The organism is Bacillus sp. VT 712 (genome assembly GCF_001614195.1).
Classification (GTDB): Bacteria; Bacillota; Bacilli; order Bacillales; family Bacillaceae_H; genus Priestia; species Priestia flexa.
Window position 1 is genome coordinate 1 of record NZ_LWBK01000051.1, and the last position, 17,119, is coordinate 17,119.

The 17,119-nt window shown below is 38.3% G+C and carries 19 protein-coding genes, 1 tRNA gene and 1 pseudogene; 9 read left to right on the forward strand and 12 right to left on the reverse strand.

From position 1 onward, the window contains the following. Positions 1-257: 257 nt before the first annotated feature. Complete coding sequence (locus A2U94_RS17865) at positions 258-500, forward strand: hypothetical protein (RefSeq protein WP_061785614.1); 243 nt, start codon at positions 258-260, stop codon at positions 498-500. Between the two features lie 61 nt (positions 501-561). On the opposite strand, the gene A2U94_RS17870 is transcribed toward A2U94_RS17865, so the two are convergent. After that, positions 562-1,239: a DUF421 domain-containing protein gene (locus tag A2U94_RS17870; protein ID WP_025908636.1), complete on the reverse strand. Its 678-nt coding sequence runs from the start codon at positions 1,237-1,239 to the stop codon at positions 562-564. 109 nt (positions 1,240-1,348) lie between these two features. After that, positions 1,349-1,588 carry a YczF family membrane protein gene (locus A2U94_RS22375; protein ID WP_025908637.1) on the reverse strand — a complete coding sequence of 80 codons (240 nt, stop codon included), beginning with the start codon at positions 1,586-1,588 and terminating at the stop codon, positions 1,349-1,351. A gap of 132 nt (positions 1,589-1,720) precedes the next feature. Here A2U94_RS22375 and A2U94_RS22380 point away from each other — a divergent pair. Then, positions 1,721-3,024, forward strand: a pseudogene (locus tag A2U94_RS22380) (spore germination protein). Positions 3,025-3,122: 98 nt separating this feature from the next. Here A2U94_RS22380 and A2U94_RS17895 read toward each other — a convergent pair. From A2U94_RS17895 to A2U94_RS17910, 4 genes are all read right to left on the reverse strand, one after another. Then, positions 3,123-3,545, reverse strand: coding sequence for a GNAT family N-acetyltransferase (locus tag A2U94_RS17895; RefSeq protein ID WP_025908641.1), 423 nt, complete (start codon positions 3,543-3,545; stop codon positions 3,123-3,125). 6 nt (positions 3,546-3,551) lie between these two features. Beyond that, the gene (locus A2U94_RS17900) at positions 3,552-4,064 is read right to left on the reverse strand and encodes a YjcG family protein (protein ID WP_025908642.1); all 513 of its coding nucleotides are present in this window, start codon (positions 4,062-4,064) and stop codon (positions 3,552-3,554) included. An 82-nt stretch (positions 4,065-4,146) separates the two neighbouring features. Continuing rightward, complete coding sequence (locus tag A2U94_RS17905; RefSeq protein ID WP_025908643.1) at positions 4,147-4,872, reverse strand: alpha/beta hydrolase; 726 nt, start codon at positions 4,870-4,872, stop codon at positions 4,147-4,149. 91 nt (positions 4,873-4,963) lie between these two features. Continuing rightward, entirely contained in the window at positions 4,964-5,365 is a 402-nt protein-coding gene (locus tag A2U94_RS17910) for a hypothetical protein (protein WP_025908644.1), read from the reverse strand. 204 nt (positions 5,366-5,569) lie between these two features. Here A2U94_RS17910 and A2U94_RS17915 point away from each other — a divergent pair, with 204 nt between their 5' ends. Next, positions 5,570-6,112 carry a phosphatidylglycerophosphatase A family protein gene (locus tag A2U94_RS17915; protein WP_025908645.1) on the forward strand — a complete coding sequence of 181 codons (543 nt, stop codon included), beginning with the start codon at positions 5,570-5,572 and terminating at the stop codon, positions 6,110-6,112. 43 nt (positions 6,113-6,155) lie between these two features. Here A2U94_RS17915 and A2U94_RS17920 read toward each other — a convergent pair whose 3' ends face one another. After that, on the reverse strand, positions 6,156-6,629 hold the full coding sequence (locus tag A2U94_RS17920; RefSeq protein ID WP_025908646.1) for a GNAT family N-acetyltransferase: 474 nt from the start codon (positions 6,627-6,629) through the stop codon (positions 6,156-6,158). Between the two features lie 450 nt (positions 6,630-7,079). Between A2U94_RS17920 and A2U94_RS17925 the strand changes: the two genes are divergently transcribed. Beyond that, positions 7,080-7,640 (forward strand): ATP-binding protein, encoded by a 561-nt coding sequence (locus tag A2U94_RS17925; protein ID WP_025908647.1) that lies wholly within the window; start codon positions 7,080-7,082, stop codon positions 7,638-7,640. 154 nt (positions 7,641-7,794) lie between these two features. Here the strand turns inward: A2U94_RS17925 and A2U94_RS17930 are convergent, their stop codons facing one another. Continuing rightward, positions 7,795-8,640 (reverse strand): MurR/RpiR family transcriptional regulator, encoded by an 846-nt coding sequence (locus tag A2U94_RS17930; RefSeq protein ID WP_025908648.1) that lies wholly within the window; start codon positions 8,638-8,640, stop codon positions 7,795-7,797. A gap of 148 nt (positions 8,641-8,788) precedes the next feature. On the opposite strand from A2U94_RS17930, the gene gnd reads away from it, so the two are divergent. From gnd to A2U94_RS17950, 4 genes are all read left to right on the forward strand, one after another. Beyond that, the gene (gene gnd, locus A2U94_RS17935; protein ID WP_025908649.1) at positions 8,789-9,685 is read left to right on the forward strand and encodes a phosphogluconate dehydrogenase (NAD(+)-dependent, decarboxylating); all 897 of its coding nucleotides are present in this window, start codon (positions 8,789-8,791) and stop codon (positions 9,683-9,685) included. 21 nt (positions 9,686-9,706) lie between these two features. Next, positions 9,707-11,248: a gluconokinase gene (gntK, locus tag A2U94_RS17940; RefSeq protein WP_025908650.1), complete on the forward strand. Its 1,542-nt coding sequence runs from the start codon at positions 9,707-9,709 to the stop codon at positions 11,246-11,248. Positions 11,249-11,774: 526 nt separating this feature from the next. Continuing rightward, the gene (locus A2U94_RS17945; protein WP_025908651.1) at positions 11,775-13,100 is read left to right on the forward strand and encodes a GntT/GntP/DsdX family permease; all 1,326 of its coding nucleotides are present in this window, start codon (positions 11,775-11,777) and stop codon (positions 13,098-13,100) included. Positions 13,101-13,176: 76 nt separating this feature from the next. Continuing rightward, complete coding sequence (locus A2U94_RS17950) at positions 13,177-13,758, forward strand: DUF1349 domain-containing protein (protein WP_025908652.1); 582 nt, start codon at positions 13,177-13,179, stop codon at positions 13,756-13,758. A 57-nt stretch (positions 13,759-13,815) separates the two neighbouring features. Here A2U94_RS17950 and A2U94_RS17955 read toward each other — a convergent pair whose 3' ends face one another. Further along, positions 13,816-14,577, reverse strand: a complete 762-nt coding sequence (locus A2U94_RS17955; protein ID WP_025908653.1) for an arylamine N-acetyltransferase family protein — start codon at positions 14,575-14,577, stop codon at positions 13,816-13,818. Between the two features lie 105 nt (positions 14,578-14,682). On the opposite strand from A2U94_RS17955, the gene A2U94_RS17960 reads away from it, so the two are divergent. Then, positions 14,683-14,754: transfer RNA gene (locus A2U94_RS17960), tRNA-Val, on the forward strand. An 85-nt stretch (positions 14,755-14,839) separates the two neighbouring features. On the opposite strand, the gene A2U94_RS17965 is transcribed toward A2U94_RS17960, so the two are convergent. From A2U94_RS17965 to A2U94_RS20890, 3 genes are all read right to left on the reverse strand, one after another. Next, complete coding sequence (locus A2U94_RS17965; RefSeq protein ID WP_025908654.1) at positions 14,840-15,991, reverse strand: site-specific integrase; 1,152 nt, start codon at positions 15,989-15,991, stop codon at positions 14,840-14,842. 96 nt (positions 15,992-16,087) lie between these two features. Then, a complete protein-coding gene (locus A2U94_RS17970; protein WP_025908655.1) occupies positions 16,088-16,288 on the reverse strand; it encodes a helix-turn-helix domain-containing protein in 201 nt (66 codons plus the stop codon). A gap of 666 nt (positions 16,289-16,954) precedes the next feature. Further along, on the reverse strand, positions 16,955-17,119 hold a 165-nt coding region (locus tag A2U94_RS20890), incomplete at its 5' end, for a transposase domain-containing protein (protein WP_197473393.1).

The following is a 17,119-nucleotide window of genomic DNA, read 5'->3' on the forward strand; positions in this document are numbered from 1 at the left end:
ATGTAGGCACACAGATGCCCAGAGACATGGGAGGGTACGTCATCATAAGTTACGCAGAGATCCATTGTGCATCACATAATTCTCTGACACTACTTACCACTATTAACCAGTAGTGACCGCGTAGCGTACCCATATAATGGAATAGTTTCTCATAATATAAAAATATTGTTAGGAAGCGTGTCGAAAAATATTTTTTTGACACCCCACCAACGGCTCAAACCGTTGATAAATCAACATTTATAGAGGGAGGAGAGAATATGGGTTATATCTTACCTATTACACCGTATCAATCGATTCAATATGCGCAAAGAAGTCAGCTGAAAAACAACACGCCGCTAACCGTGCAAAATGTCCAACCAATTGCGAGCTTACAAAATAAACGAAACTCTACATTACCTTTATCTTCCATGAACAACTACGTGCGCTATCAGCATAGAAAAGCTCCACAATTCATTGAGCAAGATGTTCCAAAAGGAACGTATATCAACGAGAAAGCCTAAACATTCTCGTTGTGTTAATCTAAAAAAAGAAGGCGATGCTTTTATTCTGTATTAACAAACGCTAATACTTTTGAATAAAAAGTGCATCGCCTTGCTGCCATTCTGCGTATAATACTTGTTTAACACTAGGAATTCCTTGCTTTCCGATTTCTTGATGTAACCATTCCTCTGTAAAACCTGACTCCGTTAAATTTTTAGTCAAAATACGGCCGTCACTGATAAAGGCAATTGGAAGAGTCGGTTGTGTAACAGGTAATTGAAAATCACCTTTGGTAGGAGCAGCATAGTCTGACTTTAATAAAACGCTCATTGTGCCGTCCGTTTCTAAGATGGCATATGCTACTTCACGAATAGAGAAAGCGTTCTTAGAGCGGAGCATGTGCAATAGTTGATCAATATCTAATCGATTACGCTGCAGCTCTTTGTAAGAAACCTTCCCATTCCGAATAATAATGGAAGGTCGTCCTTCTAGAAACAAACGAAAAGGAATATTTTTTTGTGTAATAACTTCCGTAAAGTAAATGAGTGCGCCCCAAACAGCTACAGCAAATACAATCCTTCCAATACCTATTTCAGAATCATATAGCGCGTTTCCAACCAGTTCACCTAGCACAAGCGCTGAAATGAAATCAAACGTTGTGAGCTGTGTGATGGTCGCACGCCCCAATAATTTCGTCAAAAAAAACAAGCAAATAAAGCCTACAAATAACTCTGAAGCAATTCTTATAAATTCCATTATTTCACCTTGTTTCCATATTTATTTATTAGTATGGAAAGATAAATGCTCTTTTATCCAATGAAATTTGACATGAAAAAGCCATGTATCCAAAGAGGATTTTTACTTGTATCTACATCAAGGCGTACCTACTTCTTTTTGCGTTTGTCCTTCCAGGAGAAATAAAATGCTTGGACAAAAAAAGAAAGACAAGTAACCAAAGAGCAAAAGTTTCTCCAATGCCCATTACGCGAAATGGACTTATGGCATTGTTTAGCGCCTCATGAATAGTGAATTGTTGAGAAATATCAATAACCAAGGAAAATATTATTAAACAGCTTAACACTAGAAAAGCAATACCTATAATTTTCATCGCTTACACACTCCATTTAAGTAACTTTCCCTTTTTATCTCAATTTATAAAAAGATATAAAATGCAAAATCTCACATAAGAAATCCCTGTAAGGTTAAGATAATAGAAATAAAAAGAAAGGTGTTTCATTTCATGCCTTCGTTCTTTAAGAAACAAAAAAAACAAAAGAATTCGCATACGGCCAATGATTCTAATTCTTGTGTAGAATCTTCTCTAGAAGCAAACCGTCAGTACATCGCACAGAAAATGGGTGACAGTTCGGATATAGTTGTTCGACATTTAAAATTAGGGCTGAATTTGGAGATAGAAGTTGCAATTATTTATATAGAAGGAATTGTAGACAATCAATCTATTCAAGATTCTTTAATTGATTCTATAACCAAAGAGCCGAGCAAAACAAATATAACTGTAAATAATGCTTTAGACGTCATTTCGGAAAGTATCATAACCACGGATGGATGATTTATCCGTTATGAATAAGTGGGAAGGCGTGTTTTTATCCTTAACAACAGGTGACACAATTACTAGTAGATGGGATAAATAAAGTGCTAAGCGCCAGTGCTGCTGGGGGAGAAACTCGAGCTATTTCTGAATCGACTACTGAAATGGTTGTTCGTGGTCCAAAAGCTGCGTTTACAGAGTCTATAGGAGTAAATCTAGCACTGGTAAGGCGGATTATTAAGAGTCCTGACTTACGGACGGAGTCTTTAAAAATAGGTTGTATAACGAAAACCAAGGTCAATCTAATGTACATAAACAGCGTCGTGAAAGAAGAAATTATTCAAGAAATGCGCAACAGGCTGAAAGAAATCGATATCGATAGTATCCTTGAATCGGGATATATTGAACAGTTTATTGAAGATCAAACACTGATGCCGTTTCCTACCGTTTACAATACGGAAAGACCAGATGTAGTAGCGGGAAATTTATCAGAAGGATGAATAGCTATTTTTGTAGATGGAACACCTTTTATATTAATCGTTCCGGCTATTTTTATGCAGTTCTTCCAATCTCCAGAAGACTACTATGCTCGCTTTGACATTGCAACATCTATTCGTTTATTACGAATCTTTATGTTTCTTATTTCGCTAATTGCTCCAGCTATGGTTATTGTTGTTTCAATTACAGCTATAGCTAGCTTTGCGAATCCAGCTTTTGAGATGGCTATTTCAGCTCGATCAATTCGCTTTTTATTTATGCTAGGTGCAGCAAGTTTATTTAAAGTTGAATCCCCTTCACGCCTTTCTTATCCTTTTGGCATCACTATTTTATTTATATCCATTATGAGTGCAAGCAATGTTCAAGAGCATCTTCAAGAAGGGTTAACAATAGTAATAAAGGTTTTACATATCCCTCTTTTTGTAGTCATTCCGCTGGTGCTTCTTTTTGTCGCATTTCTAAGAAACCGAAAGAAATTCTCTAGCAAACAGGCTTAAAATAATGCTAGCCATCATTAAATTAAAAATGACGCAAACAAAAAGCGCGCTGCTTATAGGCAACACGCTTTTTGTTTTGACTATAATAAAACACGTTTTTACAGCTTTTTAACCATTTCCACATGTGGAATGCCAGCATCCATAAATTCACCTGAAACCGTTACGTATCCGAGCTTTTCATAGAAGCCTTCGGCATGAGTTTGGCCATGGAGCTTGAGTTTGGATAAGCCTTTATCTACAGCTAGGCTTTCCATTTTGCTCATAATAAGTTTACCAACACCTGCTTTTCTATGTGAAGGCATGACGCAAATACGCTCCATTTTACCGTAGCCATCAACTACGCGTAGGCGACCGGCTCCTACTGGCTTACCTTCATCATACACAACGATATGTGTTGCTTCTTCTTCGTATTGATCGATTTCTTCTTCCACATCGACCTTTTGTTCCTCGACGAAGACCTTCATTCTTACATAGTACGCATCTTCCCGCTCGTCTTTTGTTGCTACTACTTTAATTTCCATACATCTTTATTCCTTTCCAAATCTAAAAGTTTCAAAGACCGTCCACGTGTCATTTTCTAATTGGTACATTAAGTGAAAGCGATCGATAACTTCTTCGTGCGCAACGTCTACTAATTTAAGCTGACTGTATACATCTAAATGCTCATCATCTGAAAGTCTTTGACCAATTGTGATATGTGGAATAAACGTGTATTCAGTCGGCTGTTTAAGTTGCCCTTCGTGTAGCATATTGTAAAGAGCCGTTAGTTCTGCTTTTTGTTCGACTTTTAAATAAATCACATTGTTCACAGGAGAGAATGAACTAACTTTGGTTACGTTTAGCGTGAATGGCTTAGCATCTTTTGCAACTTGACGAAGCTGAGCAGCGATATGCTCAATTTCAGTTTCTGAAGCTTCAAATACTTCTTTTACCGTTAAATGTGGTGCAATTAATGAATAATGAGGGTCGTAGCGCTTTCGGTAAGAGTTCGCTACATCTTGCAGTTTTTTTGATGGAAAAAGAACAACGCCAAATTTCATAAAAATCCCTCCAACATAAATGATTTAAAATATGTATATCATTTGTTTAGTATAACAAATTTTCCGACAATGCGACATCTTTCTAGCGAAGCATCATCTCAAGTGAACGTTTAATATCTTTCTGCCAATATTTCCACGTATGATTGCCATCAAATTCATCGTAAAAGACCGCATAGCCCTTAGACTTCATTGCTTCATGAAGCTGTCGGTTCGGCTCAATAAAATTTAATACGCCGTCTTTTGTTGTTTTTACAGCCGTTTCTTGTGTGCCGATGACGTGATATAAATCAAGCAGAGAAGGAGTTGAAAATTCGTTTACAGCTTTTAAGACATCTTCATTTACAAACGGTGAATGCATAATAACGTTGCCGAATGTATTTGGATATTGAATGGCTGTTACTAAGGAAACGGTCGCAGCTAACGAATCCCCAATTAGCGTTCGGGTTTTCCCCATTTGATAAGTAGGATATTTATCATCGAGAAACGGAATGAGTTCATGAGCTAAAAAGCGAATATATGCTTCGTTCTGTGAGCCGTTCGGATGATATTTTTCACGACGGTCGGACGGATCTTTATAAGGGATACCAACGAAAATGGTGCGATCGATAGTAGATTCTTTCATAAGCTCATCAATTAAGCGAGGAGCTCGACCGTACATGACATAATCCTTCCCATCTTGTGCGATAAGCAGTGAGTATTTATACAGCGTTGAATAGTTTGAAGGTAAATACACAAGCAGCGTCACGTCTTCTTGAAGTGATTCGCTGTAAAAAGATAGTTCTTCTAAATGACGTTTGCTTTCTGACATGATATCGACTCCTATACTGATAGTGAATGAAAACGCTACCTTTATTGTAGCATATTTAAGCTAGGTAGGATAAAGAGAAAGCCATCGTCTCTTACTTAGACAATGGCGTAAACTTTTCAAACAGCTCTTTTTCTTGGGAATTGCTTGGATCAATCTCACGAATAATGTACTCTTCTTCTTGTTCGTTAATAACGACATATTCTTCTTCATTTTTAATATAGCTATACACAGCGTTGTTCGAGTAATAGCCATTCACGTTATCCAAAATGACATTCTTCGTCTTTTTATCATACAAGCGATACGTATCATCTTTACGGATAATGGAGTAATGATTCCCAGCGAAAAACGCAACTTCGTCTTTATTGCTGCTAAATCCTGAGATAAGTAAAAAGATAATCTGACTAATGAAAAACAATGCTGTGATGACAATCGCTGCTAGTAAAATAATTTTCCCGAGCTTTTTCGGCTTATATTCTTCTTCGTGTTGTGACATGCTGGTGCGTAACCAATACCTAAAGGACTGATTTTGCGCTGTCCCTCCTTTTTCTTTCAATCAATAAAATAATTATACCAATTAATAGGCAGGTTCGCATATTTGTGTGTGGTGGAGGCCCTGGTGAAAAAGGATTTTGATTGAATGTGTAGAACTATTGAAGATAAGTGGCATGTACATCATTAGACAAAGGAGAGGGAGAAGATGACATCAAAAAAAATCCCAACAAGTAAAGAAGTAACGGCAGCGACGCTGGGTTTATTGGAAGAAAGAGGCGTTTCAGTATTTGATATTGCAGAGATTGTGTATGACCTTCAGCTGCCTTATCACCCAGACCTAACCATTCAACAGTGTGCAGAAAGCGTTGAGCGTGTTTTGCAAAAACGTGAAATTCAGCATGCGCTTTTAGTCGGCATTGAACTAGATAAATTAGCGGAACGAGGCAAGCTCTCAGAACCTCTTCAAAGCATTGTAGAGCAAGATGAAGGGCTATTTGGCGTTGATGAAACCATTGCTTTAGGGGCAGTCCTTACATATGGAAGCATTGCTGTGACGACATTTGGTTATCTGGACAAGGTAAAAGTAGGCGTCATTAAAAAGCTAGATTGTAAAAAAGAGAATGAGCATAAAGTTCATACGTTCTTAGATGATTTAATTGCGAGCGTTGCTTCAAGCGCAGCAAGCCGCTTGGCTCATCGGCAGCGAGACGAGCTAGAAAGCTACCAAGAATCTCTAGAGAAACGATAATCATTTCATAAAAAAAGCGAGAACATGCATCTCGCTTTTTTTGTTAGAGTTTTGTAGAAAGAAGGTGACTAAGAGAGCTAAGACCAAGCTTCTCGTAAAAGGATTGGGCTTTTTGATTAAAAGCCCACACGGTCAGTTGAAGCTCACTTGCCCCTTTTTTACGCCCCCATTCTTTTGTTCGATGAAATAGCTTTTTTCCAATTCCATAGTTATTCCACTCTTTTTTAACACCAAAATATTGAATGTAGGCAGTATACATGAAAGATTGATCGTTAACAGGAGGGGAGTATTTTAGCTCAACAACGGAAGCGCCGATGATACGCCCGTTGTATTCAGCAATTAGAATGTCGGTGGAGTTGTAGTAGAGGATGGCCTGATACTGTTCATACGAAATAACGATATGGTCTGTGCTAAATAAAGAGGGTAAAGCGTGGGCGTGAAGCTCCAAAGATTCTTTTAAAACCGCATTAACGCCTTGATAATCATCTATTCTTGCTGTTCGGTAGACGATTTCCATTTTTCGTTTCACCTGCTTTTTTATCAGTTTGCATACCACTAGTCAAAAGCCCACTGAGCGTGAATACTTATAGCATATGAAAAAAAAGAAGGAATGTTAAAAATAAGTAGTTCATTTTTTGTGGAGAAACAATGGAAATAGCATATCAATTTTAAGACCAAATCGCATAGTGATTTGGTCATTTAATTTTATTGGTATATCAATGCTTTTACTCAATAAAGATATAAAATAACATAGGAAATCGCATACTAAATAACAGAGTGACAATAACTGTTGTCAAAGTGAAAATTAGAATGCCAAAATGGGTGTTAATTACTGTGCTAATTTATAGTCTATATGAGGTAAGGTTCGTCTATAATTTTCAGACGAACTTTTTTATTTTTTTAAGAAACATTGTAAATTTATGTTAAAATAACCAAAAGATATTTAAAAAAATGAAGGAGAGAGATTATGAAATTTGTTCTTATATTCGGACCTCAAGCGGTTGGCAAAATGACAGTAGGACAAGAATTAGCAAAAATAACGGATTTGAAACTTTTTCATAATCATATGACGATTGATTTGGTTAATAATTTCTTCGACTACGGCACTAAAGAAGGAAAGAGATTAGTCAGTCTGTTTCGTCAAGAGATATTTGAAGAAGTATCAAAGAGCAATTTGTATGGAATGATTTTCACTTACGTTTGGCCATTTAATATGAAAGATGACTGGGATTATGTTAATAAAGTTTCACAGTTGTTTGAGTCCAGAGGAGGTACTGTTTACTTTGTAGAACTTGAAGCTGATTTGGAAGAAAGACTTGAGCGAAATAAAAGTTCTAATAGACTTGAACATAAGCCATCAAAGAGGGATATTGAATGGTCTGAAGGTGATTTAAAAAATTCGATGGAGAAATACAGATTGAATTCTTTAGAGGGTGAAATTAAATATTCAAACTATACGAAAATAAACAATACAAACTTGAGTGCGGATGAAGTGGCAAAGATAATCAAGGAAAAATTCCAATTATAGTATAGAAAAACGCTTGGATGCCCAAGCGTTTTTTGGTGTTAAGTTTACTGCTAATTTAGTTGTTATTTTATATAACATTTGAACTGTTAATTTAAATTTTCTCCACATTATCTGAACTACTTATGTTAAAAAGCCTGCGTTATATCACAGGCTTTTAAATACGCGTTTCTGAGATAGCGTCTCGTACTTTTTCTAAAGAGTGCTTTGCTTTTTCTTTGTTGGCAATCATAATGTTGACGTAAAGAGCGTCAATTAAGCTTAATTGGCCGATGCGAGAAGCGAGGGCTTCGGAACGATATTCTGTTTCTTCAGAGCTTGTATACAGGGAAACGTCTACATTTTGACTAAGTGGTGACTTTGGAAAGCCCGTGATGCCAATGGTTTTCGCACCGTACTGCTTAGCCGTATTTAAAATGTTTAACGTATCTTTATTTGTACCTGAATGAGAGATAATGACCGCCACATCATGTTTCGTTAATTGAGATGCCGACATGAGCTGAAAGTGAGAGTCGATAAACGCAAACACTTCTGTACCCGTTCGAACAAATTTATGGTAAGCATCCATCGCGATAATAGCCGATCCACCCGTACCGTAAAAGTAGACTTTCTTTGCTTGCTGCAGGAGGCGAGTTGCTTTTTCAATCGCGTCTTTATCTAAAATTTGAAGCGTGTTTTCGAGCGTTCGAATATTTGAACGGAAAATTTTTTCAGCAATGACGCGTTCATTATCATCCTCAGTAATCTCTTCATGGATTTGCTGAATAGGCGTCATAATTTCAGCTGCTAAAGAAATTTTCATAGCTTGATAGCCTTTAAAGCCGATTCGTTTACAAAAGCGGAAAACCGTCGCATCCGCAACGTTTAGGTTATCAGCAACTTCATTAATGGTGCTATGAATAATATCTTCTGGGTGTTCTAAAATATAATTCGCGATTTTCTTTTCCTTATCGCTAAAGCGAGCATAATGAGACCGAATGTTTCCTAAGCAGTTTTGCGTCATAAACTAATTTCCTTTCAGAATATTTGTAAAGATAGTATAGCATAGAATAATTAACGAAAAAAATTTTCTTGTAATCGTTTGCGGTTATGAAAAAAATTTCGTATAATAGTGAATAGACAAGAAAATTTTTTTCTGGAGGACATACATCATGAAATTAGGTTTAGTAGGTTTAGGAAAAATGGGTTACAATTTAGCATTAAATTTGCGTGACCACAATCACAATGTCGTAGCATTCGACTTAAATAAAGAAGCAGTAACAAAAATGAATGGTGAAGGCGTAGAAGCGTTTGATTCATTAGAGCAAGTGATTGAAAAGCTACCATCTCCAAAAATTGTTTGGGTAATGGTTCCAGCAGGAGATGCAACAGAACAAACGCTAGTGCAACTTAAAGGTTTATTAAATGAAGGAGATATCGTAATTGACGGCGGTAACTCTAACTATAAAGAATCTGTACGTCGCGGAAACGACTTAAAAGAAAAAGGAATCTTCTTCTTTGACGTAGGTACAAGCGGTGGTATGGAAGGTGCTCGAAACGGAGCATGTACAATGATTGGTGGAGACAAAGAAGTATTCAGCACAATCGAGCCATTATTCCAGGATATCTGTGTAGAAAACGGCTACCTGTACGCTGGTGAATGCGGAAGCGGCCACTACTTAAAAATGGTTCATAACGGTATCGAATACGGCATGATGCAAGCAATTGCTGAAGGATTTGAAGTACTTGAGAAAAGCCAATTCGACTACGATTACGAAAAAGTAGCGCGCGTTTGGAACAACGGATCAGTTATTCGTTCATGGTTAATGGAACTAACGGAGAATGCGTTCTCGAAAGATCCAAAACTAGATGAAATTAGAGGGGTTATGCAGTCTTCTGGTGAAGGGAAATGGACGGTTGAAGAAGCGCTTGATTTACAAGCACCAACACCTGTTATTGCACTATCCTTAATGATGCGCTATCGTTCATTAGAGGAAGATACGTTTACGGGGAAAGTAGTAGCGGCTCTTCGCAACGAGTTCGGAGGACATAGCACAGTTAAGAAATAATCAAACAAGGGGGAAAGCAGCATGAGCACCAAATATGCAATCGGAGTTGATATCGGTACGACAAGTACAAAGTCCGTTCTATTCTCAATAGATGGAACGGCTCTTTCACGAAAAGGAGTTGAGTATCCTTTATATGCACCCGTACCCGATGTAGCAGAGCAAGACCCGGAGGAGATTTTTCAAGCCGTCATTACAACAATTAAAGGCGTCATGAACGAAAGCAATGTGAATCCGGAAGATATTCTTTGCGTATCGTTTAGCTCTGCGATGCACAGCGTCATCGCAGTAGATGAAAACGGTAAGCCGATCACAAAGTGTATTACGTGGGCAGACAACAGAAGTGCGAAATGGGCAGAGAAGATTAAGAATGAGTGGAACGGACATGAAATTTACCTGCGTACCGGAACACCAATTCACCCGATGTCACCATTAGCAAAGCTGACGTGGCTATCTCATGAGCATACGGATATTGTGGAACAAGCTCATAAATTCATTTCAATTAAAGAATATGTGTTTTATAAGCTGTTTGGCGAATACGTAGTGGATTATTCAATTGCATCAGCTACAGGTATGTTTAACTTAAAAAACTTAAGCTGGGATGAGGAAGCGTTAAAGGTAAGCGGCGTATCAGCTGACAAATTATCAACGCCGGTATCAACGACACATTGTATGAAAGGGTTAAATCCAGATCTTGCAACCGAAATGAACCTTTTACCTACCACTTCATTTATTGTTGGAGCAAGTGACGGAGTGCTTTCAAACCTTGGTGTAAATGCGATTAAACCTGGAGTTGTAGCGGTAACAATCGGAACAAGCGGCGCCATTCGTGCCGTAACCGATCGTCCGGTTGTGGATCCAAAAGGTCGTATTTTCTGCTATGCGTTAACGGAAAACCACTGGGTAATTGGCGGTCCTGTGAACAATGGTGGAATGATCTTCAGATGGGCAAAAGAGCAGCTGGGTGCAGCCGAAGTAGAGACAGCTAAGCGCTTGGGGAAAGATCCGTATGAAATGCTAACAGATATTGCAAATACGGTGAAGCCAGGAGCGGATGGCCTGCTGTTCCATCCTTATTTATCTGGAGAAAGAGCGCCGCTTTGGGACGCGAATGCCAGAGGTTCATTCATTGGCCTTGGATTACACCATAAAAAAGAACATATGATTCGTGCGGTCTTAGAAGGTGTTATCTTTAACCTTTATACGGTTTTATTAGCACTTGAAGAGCTAATCGGTGAGCCGAAGCAAATTCAAGCAACAGGTGGCTTTGCTCGTTCACCACTATGGCGTCAAATGATGGCTGATATTTTTAACCAAGACGTATCGGTTCCTGAAAGCTTTGAAAGCTCTTGTCTAGGAGCAATCATTTTAGGTATGTACGGTTTAGGAGAAGTCGATTCTCTTGAAGTTGTTTCCGATATGGTCGGTGCAACGCATCACCATAAGCCAATTGAAGCTCATGTTTCCATTTATGAAGAGCTAACACCTATTTATATTCGCTTATCGCGTTTATTAGGTGAAGAATATGCCAATATCGCAAACTTTCAAAAGAAGCACGTAGAATAATAAAAGCGAGACTGAGACATAAGTAGTTCAGCCTCTACTATACCTGAACGATTGAGAGTTCATAACTTTTAATCGTTCAGGTTTTTTGGTTGATTGTGAAAAACAATGTTGGAAACAAGGTGGAATGGAGTGTAGGACACGCGACTCCTGCGAGAAAGAGAGGGAAAACGGAGATCCCGTAGCGCAGCGAGGAAGCTCAGGTTCCTCCCCGCGGAAAGCGAGTGGCCGTAGCACAATGGAACGAATGTGTTGAGACAAACCAAAGAGATGGGAACAGCTAGTGTTCGTCTTTTAGAAGCCATCATTTTGTTATGTCCCAAACTCATTAAAATATTATTTTTTTCTAAAATAAGGTTGAATTAAGAAAAATTTTTTCATATAATTTAAGTAGTTGATGAAATCGTTTTCTATTGAAAGATAATTGAAAGCGATAACAAGTTTAATAGTTTGGAAGCTTACAAGGCTTCGATTTATTTAAATGAAAAAAGAAACCGATTACATATCAAACAAGAGAGGCGGAATGAACATGGATACTTATTTACTACTGATGACTTTAGTATCAATTGTAATCGTTATCATAGGGGTGTCAGTATTTAAATGGCATGCGTTTATTAGCTTAACAGTAGCCAGCATCTTCTTAGCGGTTACGTCAGGGTTAGAATTAGATCAAATTGTAAAAGCTTACGAAACAGGAGTGGGCAGCGTACTTGGACACTTAGTTGGAATTTTAGCGCTTGGAACGATCCTTGGTAAGCTAATGGCTGACTCTGGAGCAGGTATGCAAGTGGCAGACTTCTTTGTTCGTTCATTTGGTACAAAGCGTTTACCGTGGGCGATGCTTATCGCAGGATTCATTATCGGAATTCCCGTTTTCTTTGAAGTTGGTATTTTAATTTTACTACCGCTCGTTATCTCAATTCATAAAACAACGAAACAAAATATTTTATTAATTGCTTTACCAGTTATCGCAGGTTTATCAATTGTACACGGATTGGTACCACCGCATCCAGGCGCACTAGCTGCCATTAGCATTTACGATGCAAACCTTGGACGCGTTCTTTTATACTCATTAATCGTTGCCATTCCAGCAGCTATTATTGCAGGACCCGTATACGCAAAGTGGATTCATAAGCGCGTTGTTCCACAAGGTGAGCCAGAACTTATTCGCGTAACAACTCTTTCAAAAGAATTACCTGGAACAGGAATCTCATTCTTTGTTATTTTGTTACCAGTCTTACTAATGATTTTATCAGCGGCTGCGCCGTACTTACCGTTAGGAAGTGGTCTTGAAAAGCTTCTAGTCTTTATCGGTAGCCCGCTAATCGCACTATTAATTGCGTGTTTTGTCGCTTTCTACTTCTTAGGTATGAAGCAAGGCATGACAAAAGAAACAATCAAAAAGCTATCAGAAGAGTGCTTGTTGCCAGTTGGTTCGATTATTTTAATCATCGGTGCAGGTGGAGGATTTAAAGAAGTCTTAATTGAAAGCGGTGTAGGAACAACAATCGCTCAAATGTCTGAGAACCTTTCACTATCACCACTTGTTCTAGCATTTATGATCGCAGGTCTCATTCGTATCGCAACCGGATCAGCAACAGTAGCCCTCACAACAGCCGCAGGAATCGTATCACCGGTTATCGAGCATATGTCAGGCGTAAACCTAGAGCTTCTTGTTATCGCAACAGGCGCAGGTTCACTGATGTTCTCTCACGTTAACGATGCAGGTTTCTGGATGGTAAAAGAATACCTAGGCTTAACGGTAAAAGAAACGTTTCAAACGTGGACGGTACTTGAAACATTGCTTTCATTTATTGCGTTCGGTACTGTGCTTATCGTGAACCTAATTGTCTGATCTTAGAGCTCTCTTTCTACGTAGGAAGAGGGCTTTTGTGCTACATTAGAGAGGTAAAAGGTAAAGCGGGAAAAACATGCCACAGACGTTTCATGGAAAAGAGCTTTTAAAGGAGTTTAAGTGGTTTTCAAAACCGACTCATTTCGAATTAAACGAGCAGCACCTCGTCATGAAACCTAATGTCAATACGGATTTCTGGCAGCGAACGCACAACGGTTTTCAAGTAGATAACGGTCACTTTCTTTATAAAGAAGTATCTGGAGACTTTCAGCTTACAACGAAAGTACACACCAAGCCTCTAAATCGCTACGACCAAGCAGGGTTAATGGTGCGCGTCTCAAAGGATACGTGGATTAAATCGTCCGTTGAATACAGTCCGAATGAATCAAACAAGCTAGGAGCAGTTGTCACCAATAACGGTTACTCAGACTGGTTTACGCAAGATTTTGAAGAGGATCAGTCGGCTCTTTACTTTCGAATGAAGAAAGTAGGGCAAGACTACTCACTTTATTATTCTGTTGACGGTGAGAAGTGGAAACAGCTGCGAATCGCGCATTTATTCGCAGAAGAAGAGACCATGCAAATCGGCATCTATGCCTGCAGTCCGCAGGGAGAAGGATACGAAGCTTCGTTTGAATTTGTTGAAATTCAGCAATAAAAAAAGCAGCGGGATGTCAAAAGGGGTATAACCCTTTTGCAGCCGGCTGCTTTTCTCTTATGAAAAGCTGTCCATTAAAAATAAATAGAAGTGCTGTTGAAGAAGCATAGGGAGATCTTCTTCTGCAATCGTTTCTTTCGTTTTTTGACTGTTTTCTGTGATAATTAGCGTCAAATCAGAAAGCGTTTTGCGTCCTTCCTTTGTGGCAATTGTGACTAAGCGCTTATGTGTAAACGGTGACTCCGGTGACGTTTGGTTAAACTCACACATCGGCGCAAACTCGTGAAATTCTTTTGGTACCGTCGACACGCGGTGCAGCGTTTTCCACTGCTCGTCTTCAAAGCGCTGAAGGTCATAGTGCTCTTCGTCTATTTGAAGCGCGCGGTACTCACCGCTAACGTCGCTAACGACTTCTCCTGAAAGGGGGACGGGTTTACGAACCGAATCGCCAAATCCAACGTCCACAAGATACGGTTCATCGTCTAGATGAACAAGGTTCGTCGCGTGACTGCCTTCAATCGTCCACGAGCCGTCGGGCTTTTTCACCGTTGCGCCTACGTAATGAGCATCATAGCCGATTTCGCGAAGCAGCCAGCCAAACAGCCCGTTTAGCTCATAGCAAAAACCCCCGCGAAGATTGATCACCACTTTTTCAAAAATGCGCTCAAGGTCCGTAATAATTGGCGTCTTGCTGATCACGTCCAGATTCTCAAACGGAATATGAAGCATATGCTTTTCCTGTAAAAAAGCCAGGTTCTCAAGCGTTGGCTCAGCGGGACGCTTGGTCAAAAAGCGAGTAAAATAATAGTTACTATTCAAAGGAACATCCTCCTTTAGCTGAAAGCGTTCTATATCCCATAAAGAAAGTATTGACAACTCATCAGATTCATCCCTATAATAATATCAATACATACATCATATTACGACTTGTTAGCTCAGCGGGAGAGCACTTCCTTGACAGGGAAGGGGTCGGGGGTTCAAATCCCTCACAGGTCATTCTATTAAAAAGGCTGAAACCCTTTGTATATAAGGGTTTTGGCCTTTTTTGTGTTTTGTTGTTTCTTAATCATTTAGGTTGAATTTAGTGTTTGCTCACATTTTGCTCACGAGACTGTTCAAATGCTTTATGGAAGATATCCGCTACTTCATTATCTGCATTTGGAATGAGGTGAGCATATGTTTCTAATGTAATTTTAGGATTAGCGTGTCCTAAGCGAGCAGATACTCTCACAACATCTACACCTTCAGAAAGTAAGATGGAAGCGTGCGTATGACGTAAGTCGTGAAAGCGAATGGGTGTTACGTTGGCTTCTTTAATGATTCGCTTCATTACTCGTAATACATTTCGCGGATCTTGAAAACTTCCCGTTTCTGTACAAATGACTAGACCTTGATCTGAAAAATATTCACCTAGTCGCTCTTTCCATTCTTCTTGTTTTTTCTGATGTAAACGTAACTCATTCACAATCATAGTAGTAATGGGAACAGAACGAATAGACTTTTTCGTTTTAGGTGTAGTTAGTACATATCCTTTACTAGGAATGTGAGAGAGTGAGCGTTGAACTTGAATCACTTTATTCTCAAAATCAATATCGCTCCATTTTAGCCCCAAGAGTTCTCCTCGTCTCATTCCGGTGTGAATAGCGAGCAGAAAGGTAAGATAATGACGCTCATTTTTACAACGTTTAAGAAAGAGATGGATTTCATCAAATGACCAAATCTTCATTTCTTCTTTTTTAACTGAAGGCGGATCAGCATTAATTACGGGATTATTGGGGAGCTTTCCCCATTTAATTGCTTGGTTAAAAGATTGATTAAGCATTTGATGAATCTTACGAATCGTACTGGTGCTGTATCCTTGTTCAAGTTTCAAATTATAAAAAGCGTCAATATCTTGTGTTGTAATCTTGGCTAGTTCTTTGTTTGAAAATGGATTTTCTTTGATTAAGTGTTTATCCATTAAATATTTTCTACTAGAAACAGTAGTATCTTTTATGCGTTTTTGGTAATGTGTAAACCAATTTTCTAAGTAAGAAGAGAAGGTTTCTTTACTTGGTTCAACATATCGATTTTCATCCAGCTCAGTGAGAATCTTACGGAGAGCGGCTTGTGCATCTTTTTGGCGTGTAAAGCCGCCTTTGACTTTTTGTTTCCGCCTACCGGTAAGTGGATCTCTACCTATATCTACTGTATATGTCCAAGTGTTTCCTCTCTTTTTGACACTACCTTTCATCTAGTTGCTAACCTCCGAATGTCTATAATTATGTGCAAACAAAGGAAAGCAAGTGGTCTAATATCATTTTGGCCACTTGCTTTTCTTTTTATAAGTTTATAAGCCGCTTACTTGTTGTTGCTGTTTAAGCCAATTAAAGAATTCATCTTTTCGTACTCTTTTGTTTCTACCAATTCGAATTAATGGAAAGGAAGTTTGCTCCATTAATTCATACGCAGTTGGCTTAGAAATTGTTAAGATCTCTGCAATATGTACAGCTGTTAAAATAAAAGGATAATCTTCAATAGTTTTATGCATAGTTTTGACACGTCCTTAAAATAATAGTTTTAAAATTTGATGTATGTAGGGTTAAAATCTATAAAAGGATAATGAAGTTTACTATTAGGTATACAGAACCTTAAAATTTCAAAAGAGTTATTTATCATATGAAATATAAATTAAAGCATTTAAATTAATAAGCAGTGATTTTATCTAAGTAGGTATAAACTTCGGTATCTCGTCTATACTGATAATAATTGTCTATGGTTAACCTAAGCTGGTATACCAGTTTGGTTCAAAATCGAAGAATTGTCCGCGAAAAGCCTTTGTTAAAAAGGGATTTCTAGATATGAAATTATAAGTTGAAACCCCTTAGAAACTCTTTTCGGCTCTTTAACAGCTGTGTTCTTAAAATTGTCGATTATTAACCTATGGATTACTCTTTTCTTTAGAATTTTCTAGGAAATCAAAGATATTATCTTTATACTGAACAACAGGTTTCTGATTAGTTGAAACAAGAATAAAGTCAACAAAGTATAAAATCATAAGTCGTTGTTCAAGTGGTTGTAAATAATGTTCTAGAACGTTATCAAACCTTGTGAAAAAATGATCGGATTCAACGTAAGCCCGAAATATAAAAAATAGCGCACCTTCACGGTACGCACGACGAACGGCCAGCTAACTGAATTTTTTTCAGTTAGCTGGCTATTTTGCACATGTGGCTTGAATATTCTCTGACCATGGCATGTAATTATGTAAAATCTCAGGGTGTTGATGAAACGATATATTAGGTAATTCCGTCATCAGCTTTACCAAGTACTGATAAAAATCAATTCCGTTTGCTTTGGCCGTTTCAGCCAAACTCAAACA

Coding starts and splice junctions, on each gene's coding strand:
- A2U94_RS17865 (WP_061785614.1), top strand. CDS start 258: ATGGGTTATATCTTACCTATTACACCGTATCAATCGATTCAATATGCG.
- A2U94_RS22375 (WP_025908637.1), bottom strand. CDS start 1,588: ATGAAAATTATAGGTATTGCTTTTCTAGTGTTAAGCTGTTTAATAATA.
- A2U94_RS17895 (WP_025908641.1), bottom strand. CDS start 3,545: ATGGAAATTAAAGTAGTAGCAACAAAAGACGAGCGGGAAGATGCGTAC.
- A2U94_RS17900 (WP_025908642.1), bottom strand. CDS start 4,064: ATGAAATTTGGCGTTGTTCTTTTTCCATCAAAAAAACTGCAAGATGTA.
- A2U94_RS17905 (WP_025908643.1), bottom strand. CDS start 4,872: ATGTCAGAAAGCAAACGTCATTTAGAAGAACTATCTTTTTACAGCGAA.
- A2U94_RS17910 (WP_025908644.1), bottom strand. CDS start 5,365: ATGTCACAACACGAAGAAGAATATAAGCCGAAAAAGCTCGGGAAAATT.
- A2U94_RS17915 (WP_025908645.1), top strand. CDS start 5,570: ATGACATCAAAAAAAATCCCAACAAGTAAAGAAGTAACGGCAGCGACG.
- A2U94_RS17920 (WP_025908646.1), bottom strand. CDS start 6,629: ATGGAAATCGTCTACCGAACAGCAAGAATAGATGATTATCAAGGCGTT.
- A2U94_RS17925 (WP_025908647.1), top strand. CDS start 7,080: ATGAAATTTGTTCTTATATTCGGACCTCAAGCGGTTGGCAAAATGACA.
- A2U94_RS17930 (WP_025908648.1), bottom strand. CDS start 8,640: ATGACGCAAAACTGCTTAGGAAACATTCGGTCTCATTATGCTCGCTTT.
- gnd (WP_025908649.1), top strand. CDS start 8,789: ATGAAATTAGGTTTAGTAGGTTTAGGAAAAATGGGTTACAATTTAGCA.
- gntK (WP_025908650.1), top strand. CDS start 9,707: ATGAGCACCAAATATGCAATCGGAGTTGATATCGGTACGACAAGTACA.
- A2U94_RS17945 (WP_025908651.1), top strand. CDS start 11,775: ATGGATACTTATTTACTACTGATGACTTTAGTATCAATTGTAATCGTT.
- A2U94_RS17950 (WP_025908652.1), top strand. CDS start 13,177: ATGCCACAGACGTTTCATGGAAAAGAGCTTTTAAAGGAGTTTAAGTGG.
- A2U94_RS17965 (WP_025908654.1), bottom strand. CDS start 15,991: ATGAAAGGTAGTGTCAAAAAGAGAGGAAACACTTGGACATATACAGTA.
- A2U94_RS17970 (WP_025908655.1), bottom strand. CDS start 16,288: ATGCATAAAACTATTGAAGATTATCCTTTTATTTTAACAGCTGTACAT.